Source organism: Thiobacillus sp. (genome assembly GCF_024708915.1).
Window position 1 is genome coordinate 1 of record NZ_JANJXQ010000062.1, and the last position, 26134, is coordinate 26134.

Annotated in this window: 25 protein-coding genes, 1 tRNA gene and 1 rRNA gene; 20 read left to right on the forward strand and 7 right to left on the reverse strand. The window is 62.3% G+C overall.

Features of this window, described 5'->3' with window-relative positions:
• The 16 genes from Q0L94_RS04760 to galE all read left to right on the forward strand — a co-directional run.
• Positions 1–684: GDP-mannose 4,6-dehydratase (locus Q0L94_RS04760; protein WP_296750596.1), on the forward strand; the 684-nt coding region annotated here is incomplete at its 5' end.
• Positions 677–1219, forward strand: coding sequence for an ORF6N domain-containing protein (locus Q0L94_RS04765; RefSeq protein ID WP_296750599.1), 543 nt, complete (start codon positions 677–679; stop codon positions 1217–1219). The genes Q0L94_RS04760 and Q0L94_RS04765, both read left to right, overlap by 8 nt.
• Positions 1216–2298 (forward strand): GDP-L-fucose synthase, encoded by a 1083-nt coding sequence (locus Q0L94_RS04770; protein ID WP_296750601.1) that lies wholly within the window; start codon positions 1216–1218, stop codon positions 2296–2298. Before Q0L94_RS04765 ends, Q0L94_RS04770 begins: the two co-directional genes overlap by 4 nt.
• Before the next feature lie 36 nt (positions 2299–2334).
• On the forward strand, positions 2335–3762 hold the full coding sequence (locus tag Q0L94_RS04775; RefSeq protein WP_296750605.1) for an O-antigen ligase family protein: 1428 nt from the start codon (positions 2335–2337) through the stop codon (positions 3760–3762).
• Entirely contained in the window at positions 3759–5297 is a 1539-nt protein-coding gene (locus Q0L94_RS04780; RefSeq protein ID WP_296750607.1) for a lipopolysaccharide biosynthesis protein, read from the forward strand. The genes Q0L94_RS04775 and Q0L94_RS04780 overlap by 4 nt, the downstream gene beginning before the upstream one ends.
• The gene (locus Q0L94_RS04785) at positions 5287–6219 is read left to right on the forward strand and encodes a glycosyltransferase family 2 protein (protein WP_296750609.1); all 933 of its coding nucleotides are present in this window, start codon (positions 5287–5289) and stop codon (positions 6217–6219) included. Before Q0L94_RS04780 ends, Q0L94_RS04785 begins: the two co-directional genes overlap by 11 nt.
• A complete protein-coding gene (locus tag Q0L94_RS04790; protein ID WP_296750612.1) occupies positions 6216–7088 on the forward strand; it encodes a glycosyltransferase family A protein in 873 nt (290 codons plus the stop codon). Before Q0L94_RS04785 ends, Q0L94_RS04790 begins: the two co-directional genes overlap by 4 nt.
• A complete protein-coding gene (locus Q0L94_RS04795) occupies positions 7085–8455 on the forward strand; it encodes a beta-galactosidase (protein ID WP_296750614.1) in 1371 nt (456 codons plus the stop codon). The genes Q0L94_RS04790 and Q0L94_RS04795 overlap by 4 nt, the downstream gene beginning before the upstream one ends.
• Entirely contained in the window at positions 8452–9582 is a 1131-nt protein-coding gene (locus Q0L94_RS04800; RefSeq protein WP_296750617.1) for a glycosyltransferase family 4 protein, read from the forward strand. Before Q0L94_RS04795 ends, Q0L94_RS04800 begins: the two co-directional genes overlap by 4 nt.
• The gene (locus tag Q0L94_RS04805; protein ID WP_296750620.1) at positions 9576–10712 is read left to right on the forward strand and encodes a glycosyltransferase family 4 protein; all 1137 of its coding nucleotides are present in this window, start codon (positions 9576–9578) and stop codon (positions 10710–10712) included. The genes Q0L94_RS04800 and Q0L94_RS04805 overlap by 7 nt, the downstream gene beginning before the upstream one ends.
• Before the next feature lie 36 nt (positions 10713–10748).
• Complete coding sequence (locus Q0L94_RS04810) at positions 10749–11564, forward strand: class I SAM-dependent methyltransferase (protein WP_296750622.1); 816 nt, start codon at positions 10749–10751, stop codon at positions 11562–11564.
• 36 nt (positions 11565–11600) lie between these two features.
• Positions 11601–12827, forward strand: a complete 1227-nt coding sequence (locus Q0L94_RS04815; protein ID WP_296750625.1) for a glycosyltransferase family 4 protein — start codon at positions 11601–11603, stop codon at positions 12825–12827.
• A gap of 40 nt (positions 12828–12867) precedes the next feature.
• Positions 12868–13623, forward strand: coding sequence for a WecB/TagA/CpsF family glycosyltransferase (locus Q0L94_RS04820; protein ID WP_296750628.1), 756 nt, complete (start codon positions 12868–12870; stop codon positions 13621–13623).
• An 81-nt stretch (positions 13624–13704) separates the two neighbouring features.
• On the forward strand, positions 13705–13968 hold the full coding sequence (locus Q0L94_RS04825; protein ID WP_296750631.1) for an AbrB/MazE/SpoVT family DNA-binding domain-containing protein: 264 nt from the start codon (positions 13705–13707) through the stop codon (positions 13966–13968).
• A gap of 5 nt (positions 13969–13973) precedes the next feature.
• The gene (locus Q0L94_RS04830) at positions 13974–14390 is read left to right on the forward strand and encodes a type II toxin-antitoxin system VapC family toxin (protein WP_296750656.1); all 417 of its coding nucleotides are present in this window, start codon (positions 13974–13976) and stop codon (positions 14388–14390) included.
• An 89-nt stretch (positions 14391–14479) separates the two neighbouring features.
• Positions 14480–15490 (forward strand): UDP-glucose 4-epimerase GalE, encoded by a 1011-nt coding sequence (galE, locus tag Q0L94_RS04835; protein WP_296750634.1) that lies wholly within the window; start codon positions 14480–14482, stop codon positions 15488–15490.
• An 86-nt stretch (positions 15491–15576) separates the two neighbouring features.
• Here galE and Q0L94_RS04840 read toward each other — a convergent pair whose 3' ends face one another.
• The 3 genes from Q0L94_RS04840 to recJ all read right to left on the reverse strand — a co-directional run bounded on the left by Q0L94_RS04840 (position 15577) and on the right by recJ (position 20220).
• Positions 15577–16179 carry a rhomboid family intramembrane serine protease gene (locus tag Q0L94_RS04840; protein ID WP_296750636.1) on the reverse strand — a complete coding sequence of 201 codons (603 nt, stop codon included), beginning with the start codon at positions 16177–16179 and terminating at the stop codon, positions 15577–15579.
• 314 nt (positions 16180–16493) lie between these two features.
• Positions 16494–18314 (reverse strand): GGDEF domain-containing protein, encoded by a 1821-nt coding sequence (locus Q0L94_RS04845; protein WP_296750639.1) that lies wholly within the window; start codon positions 18312–18314, stop codon positions 16494–16496.
• Positions 18315–18498: 184 nt separating this feature from the next.
• A complete protein-coding gene (recJ, locus tag Q0L94_RS04850) occupies positions 18499–20220 on the reverse strand; it encodes a single-stranded-DNA-specific exonuclease RecJ (RefSeq protein ID WP_296750642.1) in 1722 nt (573 codons plus the stop codon).
• A 103-nt stretch (positions 20221–20323) separates the two neighbouring features.
• On the opposite strand from recJ, the gene Q0L94_RS04855 reads away from it, so the two are divergent.
• Positions 20324–21787 (forward strand): 2Fe-2S iron-sulfur cluster-binding protein, encoded by a 1464-nt coding sequence (locus Q0L94_RS04855; protein ID WP_296750645.1) that lies wholly within the window; start codon positions 20324–20326, stop codon positions 21785–21787.
• Between the two features lie 141 nt (positions 21788–21928).
• The gene (locus Q0L94_RS04860; RefSeq protein WP_296750648.1) at positions 21929–22378 is read left to right on the forward strand and encodes a hypothetical protein; all 450 of its coding nucleotides are present in this window, start codon (positions 21929–21931) and stop codon (positions 22376–22378) included.
• On the opposite strand, the gene Q0L94_RS04865 is transcribed toward Q0L94_RS04860, so the two are convergent.
• The 4 genes from Q0L94_RS04865 to Q0L94_RS04880 all read right to left on the reverse strand — a co-directional run bounded on the left by Q0L94_RS04865 (position 22360) and on the right by Q0L94_RS04880 (position 25421).
• Complete coding sequence (locus tag Q0L94_RS04865; protein ID WP_296750651.1) at positions 22360–22635, reverse strand: hypothetical protein; 276 nt, start codon at positions 22633–22635, stop codon at positions 22360–22362. The two genes, Q0L94_RS04860 and Q0L94_RS04865, sit on opposite strands and share 19 nt — an antisense overlap.
• Before the next feature lie 56 nt (positions 22636–22691).
• A complete protein-coding gene (locus tag Q0L94_RS04870) occupies positions 22692–23594 on the reverse strand; it encodes a hypothetical protein (RefSeq protein ID WP_296750654.1) in 903 nt (300 codons plus the stop codon).
• Positions 23594–24166, reverse strand: a complete 573-nt coding sequence (locus Q0L94_RS04875; protein ID WP_296750659.1) for a LemA family protein — start codon at positions 24164–24166, stop codon at positions 23594–23596. The genes Q0L94_RS04870 and Q0L94_RS04875 overlap by 1 nt, the downstream gene beginning before the upstream one ends.
• Positions 24167–24233: 67 nt before the next feature.
• Positions 24234–25421 carry an iron-containing alcohol dehydrogenase gene (locus tag Q0L94_RS04880; RefSeq protein WP_296750662.1) on the reverse strand — a complete coding sequence of 396 codons (1188 nt, stop codon included), beginning with the start codon at positions 25419–25421 and terminating at the stop codon, positions 24234–24236.
• 276 nt (positions 25422–25697) lie between these two features.
• Between Q0L94_RS04880 and Q0L94_RS04885 the strand changes: the two genes are divergently transcribed.
• Positions 25698–25774, forward strand: a tRNA-Met gene (locus Q0L94_RS04885).
• Positions 25775–26039: 265 nt separating this feature from the next.
• Positions 26040–26134, forward strand: a 16S ribosomal RNA gene (locus Q0L94_RS04890); the annotation flags it as partial.

Genomic DNA, 26134 nt, shown 5'->3' on the forward strand with positions numbered 1-26134 from the left:
GAGCTCTTCGGCCTCGTCCAGGAAATCCCGCAGAAGGAGACCACTCCCTTCTATCCGCGCAGCCCCTATGCGGTGGCCAAGCTCTACGCCTACTGGATCACCGTCAACTACCGCGAGGCGTACGGCATGTACGCCTGCAACGGCATCCTCTTCAACCACGAGAGCCCGATCCGCGGCGAGACCTTCGTCACCCGCAAGATCACCCGCGCGCTGGCGCGGATCAAGCTCGGCCTGCAGGACTGCCTCTTCCTCGGCAACATGGACGCCAAGCGCGACTGGGGCCACGCCAAGGATTATGTCGAGATGCAGTGGCTGATGCTGCAGCAGGACCAGGCCGAGGATTTCGTCATCGCCACCGGCGTGCAGTACAGCGTGCGCGACTTCGTCAACGCCGCCGCCAAGGAGCTTGGCATGGCGATCCGCTGGGAAGGGCAGGGCGTCGACGAGAAGGGCTACGATGCCCATGGCAAATGCATCGTCGCTGTCGACCCCCGCTACTTCCGCCCCACCGAAGTCGAAACCCTGCTGGGCGACCCCAGCAAGGCCAAGAACAAGCTCGGCTGGACGCCGAAGATCAGCTTCGACGAACTGGTTGCCGAGATGGTGCGCGAGGATCTGAAGGCGGCTGAGCGCGACGAACTGGTGAAGAAGCACGGCTACAAGGCCATGGATTACCATGAGTAAAACCCCGGTGCCTGTTGAGGCCGTGGCTCATCGCATCCTGCTGATTCGTGGCGAAAAAGTCATGCTGGATGCGGATTTGGCGGAGCTTTATGGCGTGCCGACCAAAGCACTCAACCAGGCGGTGAAGCGGAATATCGAACGCTTCCCAGGCGACTTCATGTTTCAGCTTTCCAAGCTGGAGAAGGATGAGGTGGTCACAAGTTGTGACCACCTCGCCAATCTGAAATTTTCCCGAACGCTTTCCTTTGCCTTTACCGAGCACGGCGCGCTTATGCTTGGGAACGTATTGAAGTCCGACCGTGCGATCGAGGCCAGCCTATTGGTTGTGCGAACCTTCGTTCAATTACGCCAAATGCTTTCCACCCACAAGGAACTGGCAGCCAAGCTTGAAGCGCTGGAGCGAAAGATTGGCAGCCACGACCAGGCGATTGCGGGTTTGATCGATGCCATTCGTCAATTGATGGCGCCGACAGAAACCGGCAAACGCCAGATCGGTTTCATCACCGGCGATATGTCAGGAAAAATGAAAAAATGAAAATCGGGGATAAAATTTACGTGGCCGGCCATCGTGGCCTTGTCGGCTCCGCCCTGATGCGCAACCTGCGCGACAAGGGCTACACCAACTTCTTGACGCGCACCCACGCCGAGCTCGACCTCACCAGCCAGGCGGCAGTCGAAGCCTTTTTCGCCGCCGAGAAGCCGGACTATGTGCTCCTGGCCGCTGCCAAGGTCGGCGGCATTCACGCGAACAATACCTACCCCGCCGAATTCATCCGCGACAACCTCGCCATCCAGACCAACATCATCCACGCCGCGTACAAGAATGATGTGAAGCGCCTGCTGTTTCTGGGCTCCAGCTGCATTTACCCCAAGCTGGCGCCGCAGCCGATGAAGGAAGCGCACCTGCTCACCAGCGAGCTGGAGCCGACCAACCGGCCCTATGCCCTGGCCAAGATCGCCGGCATCGAGATGTGCTGGGCCTACAACCGGCAGTACAAGACCCAGTACCTCGCCGTCATGCCCACCAACCTGTACGGCCCCGGCGACAACTACAACCTGATGAACTCGCATGTCATCCCGGCGATGATCCGCAAGTTTCATCTGGCCAAACTGGCCGCCGAGCGTAACTGGTCCGCTATCGAACAGGACGAAACCCGGAATGGTCCCATCCCGCAGGACCTCAAGGACCGCCTCCTTGCAACTTGCAACTTGCAACTTGAACCTTCGGTTTCCGTGTGGGGAACCGGCACGCCCAAACGCGAATTCCTCTACAGCGAAGACATGGCCGATGCCTGCGTCTACCTGATGAACTTGCCGGACGAGCAATTCGTTCCGCTCTTGGGGCGGGATCGCAACGACGGCCTGCCGCCGCTGCTGAACATCGGGGTGGGACACGACCTCAGCATTCGCGAACTGGCTGAAGCCGTGGCGGCGACGGTGGGCTATCAGGGCAAGCTCGAATTCGACACCAGCAAGCCCGACGGCACCCCGCGCAAGCTGATGGATGTGGGGCGGCTGAATGCGATGGGGTGGAAGGCGAAGACAGACATGCGCGAGGGATTGGCGCGAGCGTATCGGGATTTTCTGGACCAAGTGTGCACAGGCGAAGGCTGATATGCGTATTTGCCAAGGCACGGGATACGCTCTCGCATGACGCTCTTCCTCACCATCTACGCGCTCATTGCAATTTCGGTTGCAATTGTCGGCGTGATAGGCATGTTCATCGCCTCTCGCGGTATAGACCGATATGGTTCGAATGGCGTGCTGACGTTTTATCTTTGGATGGTTCTGCTGGCGCCAACCGTGCGTCTCTTAACTGCACCTCGTGAGTACCTCACAGAATCGGATGCCACTCTTGCTGGTTATACCGCTATTGCCGGGTGGGTAGGCTGGGCGTTGCGTCTCTCCAGCCTGTCCATTGTCGGGGTGGCGATTACCGTGATCGTTATGGCGTTGATCAAGCGACAGAAACAGCAGGGTGCCACCTTCCTGATAGTGGGCTTGTTTGCTGTCGTCTTTTCCATGATCACCAGCGTGACTCTTGGCGAGAAACCTGCGTTTATTTATCAAAATTTTTATCCTGTTTTGCTTATGACTTCGCTTTTGCTCATGCCTCGCATCGAGCCCGAGCAGGTCGCGATTCAGGCCAAGCGTGTGCTCTTTGTGCTGATGGTCGGCTCGCTGGTATTGGCGGCGATTTTCCCTAGCAGGTTTGCAGAAATGAGTTACGTCGGAATCATCCCGGGCTTCCACATCCGTCTGCATGGGCTTGCGCCCCACGCCAACTCGCTCGCGCCGCTTGCCTTGCTGTACCTGGTTCTGTCGTACTGGGTTCGCGGCAAGAATCCATGGCATTTCCTAGGTGTCGCGTCTGCCTTGCTCGTTCTTGTGCTAACCCAGTCCAAGACCGTCTGGGGCGCAGGCCTTCTGATGCTGTTCGTCGTCGCAGTGGTGAAACTTAACCGGCAATTTACTCAGGAAATGAAAGTTGCCCGCGTCGGTTGGGCTACGCTGGTTACACTGGGTGCGTTTTTGGGTGGTGCGGCGCTGCTGCCTTTGCTTTTCACCGATTTGGCGGGGGGGCTGTTTCACGCCTTGATGGCGGACAGCGGGGTGTCCACGCTCACGGGTCGTACCGACATCTGGCAAACCACGATTGATACCTGGCGGAACAATCCTTGGTTCGGCTATGGACCCAAACTGTGGGATGTTGAATTCCGCATCACGCACGGCGCTGTGCTGGCCGCATGGCACGCGCACAATCAATACCTCCAGGCGCTCGGCGAAGCCGGCATCGTGGGGCTGGCAGCTGTCCTAATCTATACCGTCGCGTTGATCTACTACGGCTTCAAATTCGCTGGCAGAACCCGTGGCGCCAGTCTTGCCCTGCTGCTGTTGCTCCTCGTCCGCACCATCACCGAAATACCGCTCCGCCTCACGCTTTTGCTCGACACCACGTACTTCGTGCACCTCGTGGTGTTCACGATTTTCCTCATGCTGTCGCGGCAGTCTGCCGCGGGTGAAAAATCCGTCGAGCCCCCGGCTGCGACCGCCGGACAATTGGCGCGGCCGGCATGACAAATCCGGCACAAGGCGGACTGGGTGCGCGCAGCATCTCGGCCTTTCTATGGGGCGGCGGCGGGGCTTTCCTTCGGCTCTTCATGCAGATGGCCTCGCAAATTGTGCTGGCGCGTCTGCTCGGCCCCGAGCAATACGGCTTATTTGCCATGAGCGTGCTGGTGATGAGTTTTTCGGCTTTTTTCTCGGACATCGGCATGGCCTACGGTCTGATTCAGCGCAAAACGCTGGACGATACGCATGTCCGTTTCGTCTTCGGCTGGCAGATTGTGCTCGGCGTTGCTGTAGCGGGCCTGCTTGCCCTATTTGCCGGACCGCTCGCCGAATTTTTCCGTGAACCGCGCCTGCAGGCAGTCATTCTCGCGCTGGCGCCGCTGGCTTTCCTGCAGGCAATCAGCGCGGTGTCGCTCAATCTCCTCAAGCGCGAACTGGATTTCAAGGCGCTGCAAATCGCCCAGACCATCGCCTATTTCCTAGGCTACGTCTGCCTTGGCATCCCGCTGGCACTGGCCGGCGCCGGCGTGTGGTCGCTCGTGGCTGCCTGGGCGGCGCAAAGCCTGGTGTCGCTCATCCTGATTTATCACGCGGCGCGGCATCCGCTTGCACCACTGTTTCGTCATTCCGACGCGCTGAGCATGGGACACTTCGGCGGCACCGTGCTGCTCACCAACCTGACCAACTGGCTGATCGGCAACGTCGATCGTACCGTGGTCGCGCGCACGCTCGACAGCGTTTCGCTCGGCCTGTACGCAAATGCCTACAACCTCGTCAATGCGCCGTCCACCACCATGCTCGGCTTCATGCAGCCAGTGCTGTATTCGGCCTGCGCCAGGGTGCAGGACGATCCGCAGCGCATCCGCAAGGCCTATCTCATGCTCATGGCCGGCATCGCACTCGCGGTCATGCCGGTGTTTTTCGCCATGTCTGCCGTGGCCGATACCTTGGTGCTTGCCCTGTACGGCCAGCACTGGGCGCAGGCCGCCGAAGTGTTGCAGCCGATCGCGCTGGCCATGCCCATCGCCCTGCTGTGGGGCATTACCACGCCGGTGCTGTGGAACACCGGCCGCACTACGCTGGAATTCAAGATGCAGTTGCCGATCGCCGGGCTGTGGTTGATCGGCGCTTGGATCGCAGCCCAGGTTTCGCTGGCCGCGCTGGCGTGGACGGTGCTGGGCTTGTTCGTGCTGCGCACGCTGCTGTTCACCCAGATCGCCATCCGGCAGATTGCGCTCGGCTGGGTCGATTGCGCGCGCGCACTGCGCGGGGGCGTCACGCTCGCCGCCTGTGTCGCGCTCGCGGCGTGGGGAACCGACCACGCGCTGGCAAACCTGCTGCCCAGCAATCCTGCCCGGCTCGCGGCCATCATTGTCGCCTGCGCGTTGACGCTGACGCTTGCACTGCGCTTGCTGCCGCGCCTGCTCACGGCCGATCTGGCCGCTCTTCTGCGACCCGGCCTCGCTCGATTGCCACGACCCGCCGCGCGCGTGGCGGGATGGCTGCTCGCCCCGCAACTTGGAGCTGAGCATGGGCGCTGAACGCACGAATCTGTCGCGCATCGACGTGGTGATGCCGCTCTACAACAAGCGCGACTATATCGAGGCCGCGATTCGCTCGGTGCTCGCACAAGAGGGGCTCAACGAACTGATCGTGGTGGACGACGGTTCCACCGACGGCGGCGCCGAGCGGGTCGAATATTTTGCCCGCGGGGATGCGCGCATCCGCATGTTGCGCCAGCCCAATGCCGGCGTATCCGCCGCGCGCAACCGCGGCGTTCGGGCCAGCGCCGCGGACTACGTTGCCTTCCTTGATGCCGACGATCTCTACCTGCCCGGTTTTCTGCAACAGATCGCCGCGCTTGCCGAACGCTACCCCGAGGCGGCGCTATTTGGCACCGCCTACCGGCGTTTTTCTGGCGACGCCGCGCAGGCGCTGGCGGCGAACGACCCCGGCAGACAGATCGACGAAGATCGCTCGGTGCCGGCTTTTTTTGAGGAATGGGCGCGTGGAAGTTTTTTTTTCACGTCGTCGGTGTGCGTGCGGCGGCGGGCCTTGCTCGAACTGGGCACGCTGTTCCCCGAGGGTGAACGGCTGGGCGAGGACCAAGACGTGTGGTTCCGCCTCGCCGAGCGGCACCCGGTGGCGGCGAGTACGCGCGTGCTGGCGCTCTACCGCGTTGACGTGGCCGGCAGCCTCACCGCCAGCACTGAGCTGCAGGGTCTGCTGCCCTGCTACCAGCGGCTGGAAGCGCGGCTCGCGCGCGGCGACTACCCAGCGCAGCATGTGCGCGGCGCGCGCCGAATGCTGGCGGTGAACTACCTGAACGCGGCGCGCTGCCTGCTGCGGCAGGGCAAACGACGCGAGGCCGCCGAATTGGCGTTCACGCGCACGGCCGCAAGCCACCCCAGCTACTGGCTGCGCGTGGCGCTGCGTTTTCTGCTGCCGGGAGGGGCGACATGAGTTTGCGTGCCTCCCTTGTCATGGCCACGCTAGGCCGCACGGCGGAAATCGACCGCTGCGTGGACAGCCTGGCAGCCCAGACCCGGCGCGATTTCGCGCTGATCGTGGTCGACCAGAATCCCGATGACCGGCTTGTTCCGGTCGTCGACCGTGCCCGCGCACTAGGCTTGGAATGCCTTCACCTGCGACAGAGTGAACCCAATCTGTGTATGGCGCGCAATACTGGAATCGCGCACGCCAAGGGCGACATCGTGGCATTTCCGGATGACGACTGCTGGTACGAGGCCGATGTCGTCGAGAAGGTGCTGGACCGCTTCGAGCGACAAGTAGAACTCGATGGACTCGTGATTCGCTGGTTTGAGGCGGGCGATCCTCCCGCCGGCAGGCTTTGCTTCAGTGACTTTGCACGGTTTCGCGAACCGCCCGCCAGCAGCATCACGCTGTTTTTCCGCACCGGGCGTTTGCGTGCGGTGGGCGGTTTCGACACTGCGCTCGGTCTTCATAGCTGGTATGGCGCCGGCGAGGAGACGGATCTCATGCTGCACCTGCTGCGGGAAGGCGCCGTGATGGAGTTCGATCCCGCCAGCCTAGTTCATCACGCGATGGCAACGCCGTCGAGTTTGCCCCCCGCGAAAATGTTCGCAAGAGCACGCAAGCGCGCACGCGGCACAGGTGCGCTGTACGCGCGCCACCCGCTGCCGGCATGGGTGATCGCGCGGGGTCTGCTGAGCCCGTGGCTGCATATGCCGGTCCATTTGGCGAATTTGAGGGCGCTTGCCCAGAAACTGGGCATGGGGCTGGGCAGGCTCGAAGGTTTCGTGGGATGGCAACTCGGGTATCGGGTTGATAGAAGGAAAAACGGCGCATGACGAAGCGTTCGAAAGAACCATCCGATACGAGGGTGGCGATGCCTACGCGCCGCAAGGCGATACTGGCGACAACCGGAACGCTGCTGCTGGGCGGCTTGTCCGCGATGGGAATGGGCAGCATGTCGGCCAGCCGGACGGTATGGCCTTCGGGTGAGCCGATTCCGCGCGCGTATTTCGGCATGCACATCCATCGTGCCGACACCTCCACGCCTTGGCCCAGCGTGCGCTTTGGGAGTTGGCGTTTGTGGGATGCCGCCGTGAGTTGGTCGAGGCTGGAGCCCCAACGCGGGCAATGGGATTTCAAACGGCTGGACAAGTATGTCGCCATGGCCGGTCTGACCGGGGTGAATGTACTTTTTCCGCTGGGCTTGCCACCCGCCTGGGCATCGGCACGCCCGAATGAACAATCTGCCTATCAACCCGGCAACGCGGCTGAGCCGCTGAATATCGGGGATTGGCGAAATTATGTTCGCGCGGTGGCGGAACGTTATAAGGGACGGATTCGTTACTATGAACTCTGGAACGAACCGAACCTGCGTAATTTCTACAGTGGTAGTGTGGAGACGATGCTGGAACTCGCCCGCGAAACTTACGCGATATTGAAACAGGTCGACGCGAATAATCAGCTCGCTGCGCCCGCCACGACGGAGGGCGGCAAGAAACTCGAATGGCTGGATCGATATCTGGCACTGGGCGGCGGGCAGTACATGGATGTGCTTTCGCATCATTTTTATGTGCCGCGCGAATCACCGGAAGCGATGCTGCCCTTGATGGACGACATACGTAAGCTCATGGCCAGACATGCCGTAGCGCATAAGCCTGTATGGAATACCGAAACGGGCTGGTGGTTCGACAAGCCAACAGCCTCGTCAACATTCACGAGCTGGAAGAAGCTTAAGCCAACCGAAGCTGCATCCTATGTTTCGCGCGCGCTCATTCTGGGGTGGGCTGTCGGGATGAAACGCTTCTACTGGTATTCGTGGGAACACGGGAACATGGGCTTAGTTGAGGGGGAGGACTACGCGCTCAATGCTGCGGGCAAGGCATTCATCAGGACGCAGAAATGGCTGGAAGGGGCGGTGATGACGAACTGTACGGCTAGCCAGGGACGGTGGGTGTGCAATCTCAACCGGAATGGGGCGGATGCATGGCTGGTCTGGACCGATACCGATTCGCAGCGCGAATGGACGATACCGGATTCCTGGTTCGTGACGCATCAGGAATCGCTAAATGGTGAGCTGCGTGAGCTTGTCAGCCGCACCATCGTGGTCGAAGTAGGCCCTATGCTCTTGAGTCGCGGGGCTGATTGGTCAAGCCGGCCTCATGCCGGCATGCCGGGCAACTTGCATTCTGTGGCAGAGCCATGAGTAAACGCGTGTGCATCATACAGCCGGTCATGAAACAGTATCGGCTCCCCTTTTTTACTGCACTGTATGCTTTGCTGGCGCGCGAAGGGATCGACTTGCAGGTCGTATACGGCACGCCCTGGCAAGAGGAAAGCCGACGTAATGACCATGCGACATTGCCGCCACCGCTGGGGTTGCTGGTCAAAACCCGACTGCTGGGCGGAAAGCTGCTTTGGATGCCGGTGTTAAAACCGTTGCTGGCGGCCGATCTGGTAGTTGTCGAGCACGCCAACAAACATCTGCTCAACTACCTGCTCGCGGCTCTATCGCGCGTGGGGCTGAAGCGAGTGGCTTATTGGGGGCACGGACACGACCGCCAGGCCGCTCCAGCTTCGCTGGGCGAGCGTCTGAAGCGCCATAGTCTGCACTGGGCGGACTGGTGGTTTGCCTACACCGCTGACGCGGCGCGCTATATAACGCAGCAAGGTTTCGACTCCGCGCGCATTACGGTGGTGCAGAACGCAATTGATACAGACGCGTTGCGCGCGCAACTGGCAGCCGTGACCGATGCCGATCGCACACGCCTGAGGGCAGGGCTAGGCTGGCCGGATGAAAGCCGCATCGCTATCTACTGCGGCAGCCTGTATGAAAACAAGCGTCTCGACTGGCTGATGGAGGCGGCAGAACGCTTGCATGCGCGCCATCCCGGTTTCAGATTGCTGATCGTGGGCGGCGGGCCGATGGGCCAGCAGGTGGAGGACTTTGCGCGACCCCGCGACTGGGTGCATTGGGCAGGCCCGAAATTCGGCCGGGAGAAGGCAGAACTGCTCAGCCTGGCCGAAATGTGGCTGAACCCCGGACTGGTCGGGCTGGGCATTCTCGATGCGTTTTGCGCGCGCCTGCCCCTGCTGACAACCGATCTGCCTCAGCATGGTCCGGAAATCGAATATCTGGAGCCTGGTAAAAATGGGCTGATCGCCGAGCCCAAAGCGATGGCGTTCGCGGATGCAATCGAGAGTCTGCTGGGCGATCCGGTCGGACTGGCGGCGATGCGAGCAGAGGCGGAATCCTCAAGCCATCGTTATTCCATCGGGGCGATGGCGGAAAACTTTTCTGGGGGGGTGAAGCAATGTCTGCGTCTGTGCTGATCGCCAGCATGATGCGTCCCCATGGCGAAACCGGCGTGCAGACGCACGTGCATGCGGTGCGCGACTGGCTGGCGGGCCAAGGCCGGGAAGTCCAACTGGTTACGCCTTTCGATTGTGCGCGTGCGCTGGTTTATCCGGTCTTCGGTGTTCGTCGGCTACTGGAAAAATTGCACCAGCCGGCGAGCGTCTGGTGGTACCGCCACTGGCACGCGGTATTTCTGGAACGAGCCCTGCACCGGGCGCTTGCCGATGGCCGGCCGTGCCTCGTGTATGCGCAGTGCCCCTTGTCCGCCCGCGCCGCCCTGCGCGCGCGCGTCGCGACCGGGCAAAAGGTGGCAATGGTGGTTCATTTCAACCTGTCGCAGGCTGAGGAATGGGCTGACAAGGGTGCGATTACGCGTGGTGGATTGTTGTATCGGGCAATCTGCGCGCTCGAATCGGATGTGCTGCCCAAGCTGGATGGGCTGGTGTTTGTGTCGGATTTCATGCGGCGCGAGTTGGTTCGACGTGTCCCCGCCATCGGGCAGATGCGATCCGCCGTGATCCCGAATTTTCTGGCTGACCCGAGCGAACCGGTGGCGACGGATACGTGGCGCGACCTGATCACGATCGGCACGCTGGAATATCGCAAGAACCAGCGTTACGCGCTGGAGATCGTGCGTGCCGCAGGCCAGATGGGGCACGCACTCACGCTGACCGTGGTGGGCGACGGGCCGGATCGTGCCATGCTGGAAGCTTGTGCCAAGGAGTGGGGGATCGCCGACCGTGTGCGCTTTGCCGGATTTGTGTCGAACGCGGCTGCGCTGATGCCTGAGCATCGCGCGTGCCTGCATGTCGCGCTCATGGAGAATTTGCCCTTGACCCTGATCGAGGCCTTGTCGCGTGGTCTCCCGGTATTCGCGCCGGCGGCCGGCGGCATGCCGGAGGTTTTTAGGGATGGCGTCGAGGGCCGCCTGATTCCATTAGAGGATGCAGCCGCTGCCGCCGAGAAGATTACGACGTGGCTGAAAGATGTGGCGGAAATGAAGCGGGCAGGCGAAGCGGCCCGCGGCTATTTTATGGCGCGTTTTGAGGCGGATCGGGTGGCGTCTGAACTGGTCCGTTTTCTGGACGGGGTGGCTAATGGTTAATCTTAGTTGTGCCCATCAAATGAAGGAGAGGCCGCAATGAACGTGAAAAGAAGTGTATTGCGATGGTTGGTATTGCCAGTGCGTTTTAAGTCCGCTGCATCGTATTGCACGCGCAGACTGGTTCAGGTAACGCGTTGGCTGTTCAAATCGCGCGAGCATACAAACTTTACTTACCATTTGACCGATTTGAATCAACGCTATTTGGCGCATTTCCTGGGCATTGTCTGTAACCGGCCGGCTGAGACGATGGAAGGCTATATGCGTGAAGTGCTAGACGATATGGCGTTGCGCGACCATATCGCGAAATGCACGCGAGAGGGGAAGCGGAATTTTCTGGCGGACGATGAGCCGCGTTATGCGCGCCGCATCGGCTGGTATGCCATTGTGCGTGCAATGCGCCCGTCTGTCGTAATTGAAACGGGTGTAGACAAGGGGTTGGGGGCTTGCGTGCTGACGGCTGCCTTGATGCGCAACACCGCCGAGGGGTATCCGGGAAAATATTACGGTACCGACATCAATCCCAAGGCCGGTTATCTGTTGCAGGGCCCTTATAGCCAGTATGGGGAAATCCTTTATGGAGATTCGATCGAGTCGCTCAAGAAAATGGACGCCTTAATAGATTTGTTCATTAACGACAGCGACCATTCGATGGATTATGAGATGAGGGAATTCGAAACGGTAGCTGAGAAGCTTTCGCAGCACGCGATGGTGATTGGCGATAACGCCCATTTCTCCGACAAGCTGATCAATTTTGCCAAGAATACAAAACGTAATTTTCTGTTTTTTCAAGAACAGCCCAGGGATCACTGGTACCCGGGTGGGGGAATCGGCGTTGCCTATTCCTGCAAGTAATCGGACTCGTACGATCTGGCTGGCTGGATACCTTACATGCGCATCCTCCTGATTCACAACGCCTATCAGCATCGCGGTGGCGAGGATGCAGTGGTTGAGTCTGAAATTGCATTGCTGCGTTCGCACGGCCATGAAGTGGATACCTGGTTTCGCAGCAATGACGACGTGGCAGGGATGTCGTCGCTTTCGCTGGCGCGCACCACCCTGTGGTCCGATCGAACACCGCAAGAACTGGGTGAGCGGATTCGCAGTTTTCGCCCCGATGTGATCCACGCCCACAACACGTTCCCGCTGATTTCGCCTTCCTTGTATTGGGCGGCGGCGCGTGCTGGGGTGCCGGTGGTGCAGACCCTGCATAACTTCCGCCTGATGTGCCTGAACGCGCTGTTTCTGCGCGAGGGCAAGGTGTGCGAGGACTGCATGGGGCAGCTGCCCTGGCGCGGGGTGGCGCGGGCGTGCTATCGGGGATCGCATGCGGCGTCGGCGGCGCTGGCAGGGATGCTGACGCTGCATCGCGGGCTGGGGACGTATCGCAACAAGGTGGCGCGCTATATCGCGCTGAACGAGTTTTGCCGGGGCAAGTTCATCGCAGGCGGCCTGCCTGCGGAACGCGTGGTGGTGAAGCCGAATTTCGTGGATTGGAATGATAAGCAGCGCCTTTACCCCAACCCTCCCCCTGAGAGGGTGGGAGTTAGGCGGGGACTGTTGTTCGTGGGCCGCCTGTCGGTGGAAAAGGGCATTGCGACCCTGGTCGGTGCGCTGCGCGCGCTGCCCGACGCTGATTTGCGCGTGGCTGGCGGCGGGCCGGAAGCCGGGCTGTTCGATGGCTTGGCTGGGGTGACCCGTCTGGGCAGCCAGCCCAGCGAGGTGGTGCGCGGTGAAATGGGCCGCGCCCTGGCGCTAGTGGTGCCGAGCATCTGGTATGAAAACTTCCCGCGCACCATCGTGGAAGCCTTTGCGTGCGGCCTGCCAGTGATTGCCAGCCGTATCGGCGCGCTGGCGGATATTGTGCGTGACGGCGAAACCGGGCTGCTGTTCGATCCGGGCAACCCGCACGATCTGGCCGACAAGATGGCGTGGGCGCTGGCGAATCCCGAACGCATGGCGGAGATGGGGAGAATGGCGCGTGCGCAATACAAGGCCGAGTTTTCGGCGGACGTGAATTATCAGCGCCTGATGGAGATTTATGACGGGGCGCTGGCCGAGCAACGACAAGTCAAAGACACAAGTTGCAAGATGCAAGGTTCAAGGGAGGAGGGCTAAGACGGCGCGCTTTGCAGGCAATGGTCTTGGCTAGAACAGAATGGAACCAATAAATGGCCGGACTACCGGTAGCGTGCTCGGCGCGCAGATCGACGCGCTGTCGTGGGACGCCGCGATGGCGCGCCTGCTCGGCTGGGCGCATGCGCGCGAAAGCCGCTATGTGACGATCTGCAACGTGCACGTGGTGGTGAGCGCGTCGCGCGATGCGGGCTATCGCGGCATCATCAACGGCTCGGACATGGCGACGCCGGACGGCGCGCCGGTGGCGTGGATGCTGCGGCGGCAGGGCTTTGCCGGGCAGCCGCGCATCAGCGGGCCGGATCTGATGTGGGCGCTGTGCGGACGCGCGGCAGCGGAAAACCTGCCGGTGTATTGCTACGGCAGCAGCGAGGCGACGCTGGGTTTGCTGGAAGAGCGGCTGCGTGCGGCGTTTCCGGCCCTGCGCCTCACGATGGAGGCACCACCCTTCCGTACGCTGACGCCGGAGGAAGACGCGGCGGCGATGGAGCGGATCAACACCAGCGACGCGGGCATCGTGTTCGTCGGCCTGGGCTGCCCCAAGCAGGAGCGCTGGATGGCGGAGCATCGTGGCCGAGTAAATGCGGTGATGATCGGTGTGGGCGCGGCGTTTGATTTCCACGCCGGCACGGTTCAGCGCGCGCCGGCCTGGATGCGCGACAACGGGCTGGAATGGCTGCATCGATTGCTGTCGGAGCCGGGGCGATTGTGGAAGCGTTATCTGGTGACGAATACGCTGTTCATATTGGGCGCGGCGCGCCAGTTGCTGGGGAAGTGAGATTCAAAGATTCAAGATTCAAGGGGCAAGGGGGATTGGTTGATTGACACACTCACATGCAAGGCAGAGAGGCGTTGGCATATGCTAACGATGAAGGGGGCGCCGATGAATAAAAGAAGACATGTCCGTTTCTTTCGCAATGGGCGGAACCAGGCGATCCGTATTCCGCGCGAGTTAGAGATGGATGCCGAAGAGGCGATCATTCGTCGTGAGGACGATCGTCTGGTGATCGAGCCGATCCGGAAAAAGGGGCTGCTGGCCACGCTGTCGACGCTGCGCGCGCTGGATGAGGCGTTTCCCGATATCGACAAGGGCATGTTGCCCCTGGACGACGTAGAACTTTGAGCCGAATGCCGCTTTATCTGCTGGACACGAATATCCTGTCGGACCTGGTGCGGAATCTGCAGGGCCGGATTGCGACTTGCATTGCGCAAGTGGGGGAGAAGTTGGTTTGCACGTCCATGATCGCTGCAAGCGAATTGCGCTTCGGGGCGGCCAAACGAAATGCGCCGAAGCTCACCGCGCAAGTGGACGCCATCCTTGCAGCGCTGGAGGTCCGTCCATTCGATATCCCCACCGATCGCGAATATGCGAAGCTGCATTTTCATCTTGAACAGGCCGGCACGCCGATCAGCCCGAACGATATGTTGATCGCCGCGCACGCTCTGGCCATCGAATCGACTCTTGTGACAGCAAACACCGGTGAGTTTTCCCGGGTGCCGGGGCTTGCGGTCGAGAACTGGCTTGAGGCGATGCCGAAGAGGTAGGGTCAAGATACAAGTCGCAACATTCAAGTTGCATCCAGGCGAATAACAATGTGAGCGGGTATTGGCTGCGACAAAAAGGGGGAGTCGAATTGAAAGTTCTGTTGACCGGCGGTGCCGGCTATATCGGATCGCACACCGCAGTGGAATGCCTGGCGGCGGGGCACGAGGTGGTGGTGTTCGACAATCTGTCGAACAGCAGCCTGAAATCGCTGGAAAGGGTGGGACAGATTGCGGGCAGGCAGGTGGCCTTCGTGCAGGGCGACATCCGCGACCGTGCGGCCTTGCGCGCCTTGTTCGCCCGGCATGCGATCGACGCGGTGGTGCATTTTGCCGGGCTGAAGGCGGTGGGCGAGTCGGTGGACAAGCCGCTGCTGTATTACGACAACAACATCGCGGGCAGCATTGCGCTGTTCGAGACGATGGCCGAGTCGGGGGTGAAGTCGGTGGTGTTCTCGTCGTCCGCCACGGTGTACGGCGACCCGGCGACGGTGCCGATCACCGAGGATTTTCCGCTGTCGGCGACCAATCCGTACGGCCGTTCCAAGCTTTTTATCGAGGAGATGCTGCGCGACATCGCGCTGGCGGACGAGGGCTGGAATGTTGCGCTGCTGCGCTATTTCAACCCGGTGGGCGCGCACGAATCGGGGCTGATCGGCGAGGACCCGCGCGGCATTCCCAACAACCTGATGCCGTATGTGGCGCAGGTGGCGGTGGGCCGGCGCCCGCATCTCAACGTGTTCGGCGGCGACTACCCGACCCCCGACGGCACCGGGGTGCGCGACTACATCCATGTGGTCGATCTGGCGCGCGGGCATGTGGCGGCGCTGAACCGGCTGCAGCACCACGGCGGCCTTCATACCTGGAACCTCGGCACCGGGCGCGGGGTGAGCGTGCTCGACATGGTGCGCGCGTTCGAGGCGGCCAGCGGGAAAAAAGTACCGTATGCAATCGTCGACCGCCGCCCCGGCGACGTCGCGCAATGCTGGGCCGACCCGTCGCGTGCCGCGCACGACTTGGGCTGGCGCGCGGTGTACGACCTGCCGCGGATGTGCGCGGATGCCTGGCGCTGGCAGTCGGGGAACCCGGAGGGGTACGCCTGAACGGCAGGCATTCAGTTACAAGGTTCAAGGAGAGCGAGCGGCTTTATGTCGAGCCACGGCCCCCTTGTAACTTGCAACTTGAACCTTTAAGCCGAAGGCCGCTTGCCGAACATCCCGCGTCCGCGGAAATACTGCACGCTGAGCCAGCCGCCGAACAGTCCGCCCAGATGCGCGAAATGGGCGACGCCGGCGGTGGTGTTGGTGACACCCAGAAACAGTTCGATGAGGCCGTAGCCGAGCACGAAGGTGCGCGCGGGGATGCGGATGAAGGGCAGAAAAATGACGACGATGACACGGTTGGGAAAGTACAGCGCATAGGCCATCAGCAGGCCGAACACGCCGCCGGAGGCGCCGATGACGGGTCCGCTGGCGTGCAGGAAATAGCCGCTGACGGCGATCTGTGTCATCGCGGCGACGACCACGCTGAACAGGTAGGTCAGCAGGTAGCGCAGGTCGCCCCAGCGTCGTTCCAGTTCGGCGCCGAACATCCAGATGGCGAGCATGTTGAGTCCCAGATGCAAGAGCGAGCCGTGCAAAAAGCTGTAGGTGACCAGCTGCCAGACATGGAACGCACCGCCCGACCCCGGCGGCCATAGCCCGAAGACGCGGATGATCTCCGGCCCGGTGACAAGTTCGAGCGCATAGACCAGGACATTCAGCAGGACGAGGGCAAAGGTGATCGGCGGCATGACGATTCGCAAGGTTTCAGCGGATTGTAATGCCTTGCGCTGCGGCGCGCGTAGCGCGGCGGCTGCGCTGGTCCGGCGGGTGCGGGGCAGGCCTTTCGGCTCGCTGGACTACCCTCCCTTCCATATCGAGCAAGAAGTTATGCAGGGTTGCCCACGGTGGCGGGCGTCGTTTGCGACGAACGGCCGCCGCCGTGGGCAACCCGCCGGAACCCAAGGACGGGTTGCTGATGCTCGCCGGCCCGGCAAGGTGCGCGGGCAGGGGTGCGCCCAGCGTTGCGCCAGGCGTGTCGAGCGCCGGGGTTTGAGCGAACGGCTCAGGCGCAATTCGCCAGGGGCAGGGCTTCATCCGGCGCCAGCTTTCGCCCGAATGGCATTTTGCGCTGGTCGATGAACAGGCTGCTGCCATCGGCGCGCTTGGCCATGCGTTTGGCTTCGGCGGCGGCGCGCGCGATTTCCTGATACTGGTGGAAATGGGTGGGGTCGACCAGTACGGCGCCGATGGACAGCGACACCAGAGCATGGAAAGTCATGGTGCCGCGCCGGTCTTCGCTGCGGTAGCCGCCGGCTGCCACGTGTTCGGGGTTGAACAGGGCCAGGCATTCGCGGTCGAAGCGGGCCAGCATGCCGTGGCAGCGCACTTCCCAGTCGAGGCTCTGAAACAGCACGACGAAATCGTCGCCACCGATGTGGCCGACGAAGTCGAGTTCGGGGTTGCAGCTTTCGCGCATGATCCGTGAAAGCAGCTGGATGATGTCGTCGCCGCGGCGGAATCCGTAGACGTCGTTGTAGGGCTTGAAGTGGTCGAGGTCGAAATATGCGGTGACGAAGGTCTGTTCGTTGACGAGCAGGCGCTCCATGTGCTCCTGGAGCGGAACGTTGCCGGGCAGGCCGGAGAGCGGGTTGGCATAGCGCGCGGCGACGATCTGCATTTCGGTCACCTCGCGCATCAGGTCGAAACCCGACCCCAGCCCCAGGTAGCGTCCTTCGCTGGTGATGATGAATCCCTGGGTGAAGGCCATTTTGCCTTTTTTCACCACCAGTTCCGACAGTTCGGTCATGTGCGTGGCCTTATCGACGACCAGCGGATCGTCGTCCATCAGCTCGCGGCAGGGTTTGCGGCCATGCAGTTCGCGCCCGTACAGGGTGATGAACTGGTCGAGCAGGGCGGGGCGGTGGAGGATGCCGACCGGAATGCCGTTTTCCACCACCGCCACTGCATGCAGGTCGGGATGCTGCATCATCAGTTCGAGCACGTCCTGGCTGGCCGTCAGCGCGCCGACCGACGGTGCAGACACCGCCAGCTTGCCGGCCGACATGTGCAGGCCGTCGCCTTTTCGCGGCACGGGAAACACGCTCACCGTGCCGGATTGCAGACATGCCTGCACTTCGCGCGGCGGCAGCCGGACCGGCACCGGCGAGGGACGGCCGATCAGATAGCCTTGCGCATAACGCACCCCCAGATCTTTCAGCACCGCGAGTTCGGACGTGCTTTCTACGCCTTCGGCAATGACCATGGAATGAGCGCCTTCGGCCAGCAGCTTGATCGACCGCACGAACTGGAGCTTGTGGGGGTCCTGGTGCAGCCCGGAAATGAAATGCTTGTCGATCTTGACGAAAGCCGGCTTCACTTCCGACCACAGCCGCAGGCTGGAAAACCCTTCGCCCAGATCGTCCAGGGCCACCTCGACCCCGGCTGCGCGCAATCCGGCGACGACCCGCCGCAATTGCGCGTAGTCGATCGCGGGCGCGCTTTCGGTGATTTCGACCACCACCTGGCTGCTGGCCAGGCCTGCGTCGTTCAGCGCCGCCAATACCGCGGCCGGGGCGAAGGACGCGTCGAGCAGGCTGCCGGGCGACAGGTTCACGAACAGCCGGCCCGGCAGTTTCAGCCGCGCGAATGTGCTGAGCGCCGTGCGCATGCAGGCCCAGTCCAGCGCCGCCAACAGGCCGTGCTGCTCGGCCACGCGGAACAGCGCCTGCGGCCCATGCAGCGGACTGTTGGACGGCCCGCGCGACAGAGCCTCGTAGCCCATCACCCGCCCGTCGACCAGATTGAGGATCGGTTGCAGCAAGGTCATCAATCGCGCGTTTGCCAGGATGTGTTCCAGATGCAGGCGCAATTCTTCGTGGCTCATGGGGAAGGGGCGGGAATGGGGGTGTGTGGATGATAGGCCGCAAGCGTTACGCGCGTGTGAAGGGCTGAATCTTGAATCTGTCACTTCGCTGTCATTGCGCATGCTTATGCTCAAACCCCAACAGGGGAGCCCATGCACAACGCAACCGAACTGACTGGCGAAGAATGCGGCCACCTGGCGCGGTTCACCCCACCATTTTTTTGTCTCCCTCCGGCTCTGTCGCTTCCCAGTGCTGCAGCTTCAGCTGCAGCGAGCACTGGCCATTGAATGTGTTGGGCATCAGCGCGTAGACGGCGCGGATGCGTTCCGGCAGCGGGTCGGGGTGGAAGAAGTGCATCGCTTCGAACTGTTGGCCTGCGCGCGTCAGTTTGAGTTTCAGGTGCTTCTCGCCGACGACGCGCTGCGCCGTGACCTCGAACGTGGCGGTGAACAGCGGGGCGGGGAAGCCCTGCCCCCAGACTGCGTGGTCGAGCTCGACGGCGAGTTCGTAGCGGTGCTCGGCGGGCTCCAGTTCACCGTCGGTCTCGATCCGGCCTTCCAGATCGGCCGGATCGATCAGTTCGCTCACCACCGCCTCGAATGCTGCGCTGAACTCCGCGTGGCGGCCGGCGGATAGACTGAGGCCGGCTGCCATGGCGTGGCCGCCGAACTTGACGATCAGGCCGGGATGGCGCTTGTCGATCAGGTCGAGCGCGTCGCGCAGGTGCAGGCCGGGGATGGAGCGGCCGGAGCCTTTGAGTTCGCCGCCGTCGCTGGACGCGAATACGACAGTGGGGCGGTGGAACTTGTCCTTCAGGCGCGATGCCAGGATGCCGATCACGCCGACGTGCCAGTCGGGCTGATACGCTGTGAGGCTGTGGCTGTCGTCGGGATTGAAGGTGGCGAGGATGGCGAGTGCTTCCTCCAGCATGCCGGCCTCGACGTCGCGCCGGGCGCGGTTGAGTTCGTCGAGCTGCTGTGCCAGCTGCTGCGCGGCAGCGGGATCGTCGGTCAGCAGGCATTCGATACCGAGCGCCATGTCGTCGATGCGGCCGGCGGCGTTGAGCCGCGGGCCGAGCATGAAGCCGAGGTCGAACACGGTGGCGCGCGCGGGCTCGCGTCCGGCGGCGCGGAACAGCGCGTTGATGCCGGCACTGGCCTTGCCCGCGCGCATCCGCGCCAGGCCCTGCTCGACCAGGGTACGGTTGTTGGCATCGAGCTTTACTACGTCGGCAACGGTGCCGAGCGCAACCAGGTCGAGCAGGGTGCGCAGATCCGGCTCGGCTTTTTCTGCATACGCGCCGCGCCGGCGCAGTTCGGCACGCAGCGCCAGCAGCACGTAGAACATCACTCCCACCCCGGCTAGATTTTTCGACGCGAAACCGCATCCCGGCTGGTTGGGGTTGACGATGCAGGCAGCATCCGGCAGGGCGTCGCCGGGCAGGTGGTGGTCGGTGACCAGCACCGGGATGCCGAGTGCGTTCGCCGCCGTCACGCCGTCGACCGCGGCGATGCCGTTGTCTACCGTGACCAGCAGATCGGGCCGGCGTTCGGCGGCAAGCCTGACGATGTCGGGGGTGAGGCCGTAGCCGTGTTCGAGCCGGTTGGGCACCAGGTACTCGACGCGCGCGCCGAGTAGGGTGAGGCCGCGCACGCCGACCGCGCAGGCGGTGGCGCCGTCGGCGTCGTAGTCGGCGACGATGAGCAGGCGTTTGTTGTCGCGGATGGCATCGGCCAGCAGCGTGGCGGCACGCTCGATGTGCAGCAGCCCGGCAGGCGACAGCAGTTGCGGTAGGCGGTGCGCAACCTGATCGGGATGGGTGACGCTGCGGGCGGCATACAGCCGCGCCCAGGCGGGCGCGAGGCCGGCCTGCTCGAGCGCGGCACGGGCATCGGCGGGACAGGGTCGGGTGGTGATGACAGGCATGACGCGATTGTAGGGGCAGAAGCATCCGCCCGATGGGATCACGGATTCAGAATCGGATGGATTGCCGATTTTATATATTCGGCGCGCGCGGTAACATCACGGCATGAGCCATTTACTTCCGCTATCCCGGGTGGTCAAGCTGGTTGGGCAGCCGCGCCATACGCTGCAGGAAATGATCCGCAACGGCACGCTGGCGACGTTTGACGGCATGGTCGAACTCGACGAGCTGCTGCGTGCGTTTCCCGAGGTGAAATGGGACGACGATGCGGAGTTTCGCCGGGTGACGGAAATCAAGGACAGGGCGTTCGCCAAGCGGGTGCTTGAGCGCGCGCTGCCGGACAAGGACGTGCTGGCGGCACGCTTGACCGAGCTGGGCGACGATTACGCGGCGGCCAGATCCCTGCTGCTGCATTACGGCAACGTGATGCTCTGGCTGGACGAGAAGATCGACGAAATCGAAGAAGACAAAAGCGCCGAGACGCGCCATGCCCTGCATACCCTGCGCGCTTTCCTGCTGCGCAATCTGGCCGAAATGCCGGCGGATGCGGTGCTGGCGCAGGCAGCGATCGCACAGGAAAGGATACGTAAAATCATGTCAGCCCACGTCACCATCCAGCCAAGCGGCCACGAATTCTTTGTGGAGGGCAACGACACGCTGCTCGATGCCGCGTTGCGCAACGGGGTCTCGCTCAACTACGGCTGCAGCAACGGCAACTGCGGCGACTGCAAGGCGCGGCTGGTGTCGGGCGAGGTGAAGAAAGTTCGTGCGCATGATTATGTGCTGAAGCAGGCCGACAAGGATGCCGGGGCGATCCTGTTGTGTGCCTATGCGCCGGTGAACGACGTGGTGATCGAGGCCAATGTGGCAGGCGCGCACGACATTCCGATGCAGCGGCTCGGCGCCAAGGTCAAGTCGGTGGAAATGTTCAATTCGCAGATCGCGGCGCTGCATATTCTGACGCCGCGCAGCCAGCGCCTGCGGTATCTCGGCGGACAAAGCATCGAGGTGTCGATCGATGGCGTGCGTGGGCGCTACGCCATTGCCAGCTGCCCGTGCGAAGACCGCAATATCGAGCTGCAGATTCCGCGCCGTCCCGGCGATGCGTTCGCCGAGGCTGTGTTCACCACCCTGAAAGCCGGCGATGTGGTGGCGCTGGAAGGGCCGTACGGTGAGTTCGTACTGGACGAAGATTCGCCGCGACCGGCGATTTTCCTCGCCTTCGGTGTAGGCTTCGCGCCGATCAAGAGCCTGATCCAGCACGCCATATCGCTGGAACTGGTCGAATCGATGGATCTTCACTGGCTGGCCGATGCAGCCGGGCATTATCAGGACAACCTGTGCCGCACCTGGGCCGATGCGCTGGACGATTTCAACTACGTGCCGCACACGCCGACCGACGACCTGGAAAGCGTGCTGAAAAGCATCGTGGTGGACTACCCCGATCTGCATCGCTTCGACGTCTATGCGGCGGGCACCGCGGCGCAGCTGGAACAGGCGCGCGCGCATTTTGTGCGCCATGGCTTGCCGGAGGTGCGCTGGTTTGCGGGGGCGACAGATACTTATTGAGCCGGCGCGGATGAACGCGAGAGCGCTAACAGGCGGGACGATCCCGCACTGCGTTGTGGTCCGGATTCGCGCTGATTCGATGAACGGCCGGACGAGGCGGCGATCGGGCCGGCATACGCATTTTGGAATGCGGCGCCAGCAATGCTGAAGGTCTTGCTTTACCTGTGGGCGTTGCCGGTGACGCTGCCAGGCATGCTGGTTGCGCTGATCGCGCGCAGCAGCGGCGGCGTGCTGCATCGGGTCGACGGCGTGCTGGAGGCCGCCGGCGGCTGGCCGGCGCGGGTGCTGCAGCGCGGCTTCCCTTTCAGCGGATCGGTTGCCGCGATGACCCTGGGGCATGTGGTGGTCGGGGTGTCGTTGGCCGCCTTGACTGCGACCCGGGCTCACGAGCGGGCGCATGTCAGGCAGTTCGAACGCTGGGGAATATTGCTGCTGGTGTTGTATCCGCTGGCCGGGTTGCTTGCCTGGGCGCGCGGCGGCAACCCTTACCGCGACAATCCGTTTGAACGCGAGGCGCGGGCGGCGGAGTGCGCTGCGCGGAATGCCCCGCAACCGCCGGCCTCAGCCGGGACTCACTCTACCGGGCGGTGAGATTCATCACCGGGATCGCCGGTGTCGGGGTCGATCCAGTCCGAGATACCCAGTTCATCCTCGGCTTCTGCCACGGTCTCGCCGGGTTCATAGTCGCTGTCGGCGTTGTATTCCATATCCTGCACCGCTTCCAGCAGGCTGCCGAAGGGGCCGTACTCTTCGCCGCTGTCGGCATCGATCCAGTAGCAGCCATCGGGCCGCTCGATGATGCGGGTATGGTCGTAGTCGGCGGGTGTTTCGGGTATGGCGTGTTTCATGATGCATCCTCCGTGCCTTGACTATAGGGCGTGAAGCCGGGCAGGGCAAGCGGTACTCAGGCCGCGTGTCCGACCAGTGTCAGCCCCAGCAGCGCGGCCATCATCAGCGTCAGATGTGTCCAGCTCCACAGGCGGAAATGCCGCACCAGCGCGCCGACCTCGCGGTTGGCGATGAGGAACGGACGGCCATGCGCCGGCTTGCGCATGAGATGGATGCCGTCTTGCAGGCGGATGTCGAGATGGATGCGGTCGACTTCGCCGGACGCGGCCTGGCGCGCGCCTTCCCATTCCGCCAGGCTGATTTCGCCGTCGCGGTCGGCATCGAAACGCGCCAGCAGGGTGGTCTTGTCCTGCTTCCATTCAACCAGCAGCGTGGCAAGGTCCATTTTTTTATCGAGCACGGCGTTGGGGCCGCCGAGGGTGACGTGCTCGCCGATGACATAAATCGTCTCGCCTTCGATCAGGGTCCATTCGGTCTTGCGGTAGCCGCCCGACGTCGAAACCTGCTTGCGCGAGGTGTGGATTTCCGCGCCGTCGGGGTCAACCAGCACATGGCCGCTGCCATCGTCCACGCCAAAGGTGTCGTGCGACACGCCGGATTCGACGTGTTCCCAGCGGTTGCCGTCTTTGCGCTCGATGCGGTAGCGGTACCACAGGCAGGGCAGCCCGCTGACCGGGCTGACCAGCCCGGCGCCCGGCGGCTGCCGGCCGCGCCCGACGAGTTCGATGTAGCCTTGTGGCGCCGAGGCGATGCGCGAGGTCGGCGTATCCGCCACCGTGCGATGGCGCTTGAGGTTGGCATACCATGCCCAGCAGCTGGTCAGTCCGATCAGCACCAGGGTGATTTGCCAGCCGGCACGCGATTGCAGCTTGAGGCCGAGCAGCAGAATGAGCAGATTGCCGCCGCCCAGCGCGAGGTTGGCGTAGTCGTGCCGCCATTCGGCCGCCCCGCGAAACATCAGTTGGTGAACAGCTGTTTGAGGTCGACGTCTTTCTTCTCTGTGGCCGCAAAGCGCAGCAGCGGAAACGGGCGAAAACCGAACAGGCGCGCGACGACGGTGTCGGGGAATTGCTCGACGCGCACGTTGTTGACGTTCACCGAATCATTGTAGAACTCGCGGCGGTCGGCGATGGCGTTTTCCAGGCCGGTGATGCGCGCCTGCAGATGCTGGAAGGTTTGGTTGGTTTTCAGCTCGGGGTAGGCCTCGGCGACGGCGAACAGATTGCCGAGCCCGAGTCGCAGGGCGCCCTCGGCCTGCCCCAGTGCAGCAATGTTGTGGGATTCGCGTGCACTCGCCACCTGGTTGCGTGCCTGCATCACCTTTTCCAGCGTCTCCTGTTCGAACTGCATGTATTGCTTGCAGGTCTCGACCAGCTTGGGCAACTCGTCGTGGCGCTGCTTGAGCAGGATGTCGATGTTCGACCAGGCCTTGCCGACGTTGTGTTTCAATGCGACCAGCTGGTTGAAGACGAATACACCGAAGACGGCGAGCAGTGCAAGCACGATGAGGAAAACCAGGCCGCCGGACATGATGCGCTCCAGAAAATTGAGTCGCACAAATAGCGGATGGTGCGGGTTTAACTTGAGCGGGCCACCGTCAAATTCGCGCAGTGAGAATGGCCGCGATTTCGCCGTCGTCGAGCCGGAGCGGGTTGGTTTTCATGCTGCTGCCGCGGCTGTCGGCAACGATGCGCGGGATATCTGCGTGCTGCACGCCGTAATGCGCCAGCGACGGCAGCTTGAACTCGCGCGTCCAGGCCTCCAGCGTGTCGATCAGAGCTGCGTGTGACGCATCCCGTTCCAGCTTTCCCTGTCTGCTCAGCAGGCGGCCCACCTGGGCGTATTTTTCCAGTGCCGGATGTGCGGGCTCGCGTGCGCGCAGGGCTTCGATATTGATGCGCGTAGCCGCCGCCACCAGCGTGCCGCACGCGGCACCATGCGGAATCGGGAAAAACGCCCCCAGCGGTGCGGCCAGTCCATGTACCGAGCCGAGTCCGGCCTGCGCTAGCGTGATGCCCGACACCAGCGCCGCATAGGCCATCCGTGCGCGCGCCTCAGCGTCGCCGGCGTCCGCATACAGCGCCAGCAGGCCGTCGCGCGCGGCCTTCATGCCCCCCCAGGCGAGCGAATCGGTCAACGGCGAGGCACGGCTGGACACATAGGACTCCAGCAACTGGGTGAAGGCATCCATGCCGTTGGCGGCGATGATGGCAGGCGGGCAGGTCGCCAGCAGATCCGGATCGACCAGGGCGACTTCTGCCATCAGCTTCTCGTCGCGAAAGGATTTTTTGAAGCCGCCCGCACCCTGCCGACTCAATACCGCATTCCTGGTCGCTTCCGAACCGGTTCCGGCCGTGGTCGGCACAGCAATGAACGGAGTGGCTGGGCCGGCATAAGCCAGCTCGGGCCCCACCCCTTCCAGGTGGTCCATGACCGAATTGCCGGGTTTGAGCAGACCGGCAATCGCCTTGGCGGCATCCAGCGCGCTGCCACCGCCGATGCCTATAACCACATCAATGGGCTCCGTCCGCAAGATGCGCACGGCTTCGTCCACCATCTCGGGTGAGGGCTCGCTCGCTATGGTCAGGTGGTGCCATGAAATACCTTGCGCTTTCAGCCCGGTCGTCAGGTTTGCCCAGAACGGCGAATGCTTGAGTGAGCCGGCACCGGTCACGAGCAGCGCATAGAGCCCATATTGGTTGGCTATTGACGGCAGTCTGGCCACTACCCCCGAGCCGAACTCGATGCGAGGCAAGCGCGACAGGGTGAAATCAGCAATGTGCACAAGTGTTCCTCGATAAACAGCGGCGCTTGAATGGTAGCGGCTTTGGCGATGGACTGTCCGCACAATAAAAGTGCAGATTTTCCGGCCATGCCATGCCACATCTAATTTTTTACTGAGTTGCCCGAGCGAGACCGATCTTTCCAGTCGTTTGAAAACATTGGAAATGTCGGCTTCCAGGCGCGCTGGTTTATTCGGAAAGGCGCGTAAGTGTTGACGCAGCCGGGCACGCTTTGCTATAGTTCCGCTTCTCGATTGACGCGGTTTCATTGCGACAGGCGCGGGGTGGAGCAGTCTGGCAGCTCGTCGGGCTCATAACCCGAAGGTCGTAGGTTCAAATCCTGCCCCCGCAACCATTTCGAAATAAGTGTTGACGTTTTATGTAAACCACGTAGAATGCGCACCTCTCGAAACGGCAACGCAGCGAAAGTTGAAGTGCTAATCGATTGATCTTTAACAATTTACAGCCGATAGGTGTGGGTGTTGATGCGGTAGCTGTCCTGGTTTTGTCTGGGGCGGCAACTAGCATAGATGCTCACGCTTGAATGAAGCGTCGTTGGATTGATTGACGACGCGAGTTTGAGTTGAGCGACAGAAGTATTTGAAGTAATAGCAGTGATTGAACTGAAGAGTTTGATCCTGGCTCAGATTGAACGCTGGCGGAATGCTTTACACATGCAAGTCGAACGGCAGCACGGGTGCTTGCACCTGGTGGC